The sequence below is a fragment of the Maribacter sp. 4U21 genome (genome assembly GCF_002742365.1).
GTDB lineage: Bacteria > Bacteroidota > Bacteroidia > Flavobacteriales > Flavobacteriaceae > Maribacter.
The window spans coordinates 1-1,539 of record NZ_MDGN01000016.1; the positions used below are offsets into that span (position 1 = coordinate 1).

The window sequence follows — 1,539 nt, forward strand, 5'->3', positions numbered from 1 at the left end:
CCTGCATTGCTTGCACTCATAGCTCCAACGGCTCTTAATCCAGAAATGTTCGGTATGCCCGCACCTATGGCAGGCAACCCCGATTCTGTCCCGCTCCCCCTTAAAGTGCAGGCGACAGGCTTCTTCGCTACCGAAATTGGCGGTAAAAGTGAATAGGTTCATATAGCGTCTCGCTTAAGTTAGGGCAAATATATCAAATTATGAGTGATTACGGATATTCAATATTTAAATCATTAAAAAAAATATTGATTCCACGGCACTTTACCAGTAATTGTGAATGGATTACCTTTATGACAAAGATAATTATATGAACCTATTGAACTTTATGGAACAATTCCCCGACGAGGCCTCCTGCCGTTCGCATCTGCGAGGGGTCAGGGAAAGTCAAGGGGTCGTCTGCAAGAAATGCGGCGGGACGAAGCAATACTGGCTCAAGGCCAAGGGACAGTGACAATGCGCGGACTGCAATTTCAGGACGACCCTGCACAGTGGCACGGTAATGCAGGGCTCCAAACTTCCGGTCAGGACATGGTACATCGTCATGGCCTTCATGACCTACAGCAAAAAAGGTATCTCCGCCGTGGAGCTGCAGCGCCAGTTGGGCCACAAGCGCTACGATACGGTCTGGTCGCTCATGCACAGGATACGCGGGGCTATGGGCAAGAGGGACGCACTCTACGGGCTCAATGGCGAGATCGAGTTCGACGAGGGATATTTCGAGATCGCCACAAAGGAGAGCGACAAAAAGAAGCTGAAAAGGGGCCGGGGCAGCCAAGAACAGTCGAACGTAGCCGTAATGGCCGAGTCGACCCCGCTGTAGGATTCCGATACCGGGGAGAAAAGCAGCCATTGCAGATATTTCAAGATGAAGGTGCTCACCTCCCACGGAGCGGAGGAGATCGATGCAACGGTGGAGAGGAACTTCGACGAGGCCGGCATAGTGTTCTCCGACAGGAGCACCAGCTATGTTAACATATCGGACCATGTGGAGATGCACATCATGGAGAAGTCCGGAAAGGATACCACGGCCAAGACCCTGAAATGGGCGCACATTGCCATTGCCAACGCAAAGAGGACGCTGCTCGGGATTTACCACAGGATAAAGGGAAAGTACCTACAGAACTACATCGACGAGTTCCGTTACAAACTCAACAGGAGATACTTCGGCGAAAGACTCTTCGACAGGCCGGCAATAGCCATCACGACACCTTACTGGCACATAAACAGATAAGCAATTTAAAAAATTAGAGGTCAGTAGTTAACTGCATATTAGTTTGGACCGGTATACTTTTTCTTTTCCGACCATTTTAGTTATCAGGTTGTTGAATACGGTCGCCTTGCTTTGGGAGCGGTTTATGCTGAAGCAGAACTCGTTGAAATACCTGTTGATATGAAAGTCGCTCACCCATGAATAGGTCGTTCTAATCCAGGACTTTATCTGGTGTATCATGGTATGCAGCGCCTTGAAGTTGGCCCCCTTAGCGCTTTCTATCTGGTTTATATCGTAGACCTTTGCGATGGGCCTGTACCCCTTCCATT

General features: G+C 49.4%; 1 protein-coding gene and 2 pseudogenes. 1 reads left to right on the plus strand and 2 read right to left on the minus strand.

What is annotated here, in order from left to right; all coding sequences use genetic code 11:
• A partial coding sequence (locus BFP77_RS03035; RefSeq protein ID WP_143751833.1) for a transposase occupies positions 1-162 on the minus strand: 162 nt, incomplete at its 3' end.
• Between the two features lie 145 nt (positions 163-307).
• Here BFP77_RS03035 and BFP77_RS03040 point away from each other — a divergent pair.
• Positions 308-1,231, plus strand: a pseudogene (locus BFP77_RS03040) (IS1595 family transposase).
• Positions 1,232-1,258: 27 nt separating this feature from the next.
• On the opposite strand, the pseudogene BFP77_RS03045 reads toward BFP77_RS03040, so the two are convergent.
• Positions 1,259-1,539 (minus strand): annotated as a pseudogene (locus tag BFP77_RS03045) (IS1595 family transposase); the annotation flags it as partial.